Below are 1,033 nucleotides of genomic sequence, written 5' to 3'. Positions count from 1 at the left end.
AGGGCGGCGAAGGCGGAGAGGAACAGGGCGCGTTTGAGGGTCTTGTTGCCGCGCCTGGAGGGGTGTTCGCCGCGGATCGAGGTGCCGGATCTGCGGGTGACGGGCGCGAGGCCGGCGTAGGCGGCGAGATGACCGGCGGTCGGGAACGCTTTGCCGGCGACTTCGGTGAGGAGTCGGGCTGCTGTCCTGACGCCGACTCCGGGCATGCTCGTCAGGACGGGGTGAAGAGGGTGCGCCTCGACGAGGGTTTCGACTTCGGCGGCGACGTCGTCGCGTTGGGTTTGGAGGGTCTGTAGTTGCGCTGCGAGGCGGGGCAGGACGAGGGCTGCGGCGTTGGTTCCGGTGACGGTGACCGTTTGCTGTCCGAGCGCTGCGGTGATCTCCTCCGCCCAGACGCGTCCTTTCCGTGGGGCGTGTTTGAGGAGTAGGTTGCCCAGGCGCTTCGTCCCGGCGGTGCGCATAGCCTCCGGCGAGGGGTGCTTGCGTAGCAGGGTGAGCATCGCCGGGTGATCCAGGTGCGCTCCGATGACGCGTTCGAGGGCGGGGTGGATCTGGGTGAGAAGGCCGCGGATGCGGTTGCTGACCTGGGTGATCTGCGCGGCGAGATCGTCATCGAAGCCGCAGAGCATCGTTAGTTCCGCGACCTGTTCATCGTCGACCTGGATCGATCGGAGCGTGTGCGGCATGGTGCGGGCGGTCTCGGCGATGATCGCGGCATCCCGCGCGTCGGTCTTCGCCTCCCCGGGGTGCAGGTCCGCGATGCGGCGCATGGACAAGCCCGGGAGGTAGCCGACGATCGCGCCGGCGGCCCGGGCGACGGCGACGGGGAGAGCGCCGATGGTGGCGGGCTGGTCGACGACGACCAGCACCGGACCGTGGATGCTGAGGTCGGCGATGATCTGCCGCAACCGGGCCTCATCCTGCGGGAGGGTCTTGTCGTAGAGCTTCTTACCAGCGCGGTCGAGGGCGACGGCGTGATGCTCGCTCTTGCCGACGTCGAGGCCGACGAACACCGCGACGGTGTCGTAGCCGG

1 protein-coding gene is annotated in these 1,033 nt (G+C 69.0%); it reads right to left on the bottom strand.

The annotated features are described in order from the left end of the window. Positions 1–1,033: IS110 family transposase (locus tag P2P98_RS05195; protein ID WP_275797842.1), on the bottom strand; the 1,033-nt coding region annotated here is incomplete at both ends.

This window comes from Microbacterium sp. Kw_RZR3, from assembly GCF_029222405.1.
GTDB lineage: Bacteria > Actinomycetota > Actinomycetes > Actinomycetales > Microbacteriaceae > Microbacterium.
This window is presented reverse-complemented; position numbering and strand designations above follow the sequence as displayed.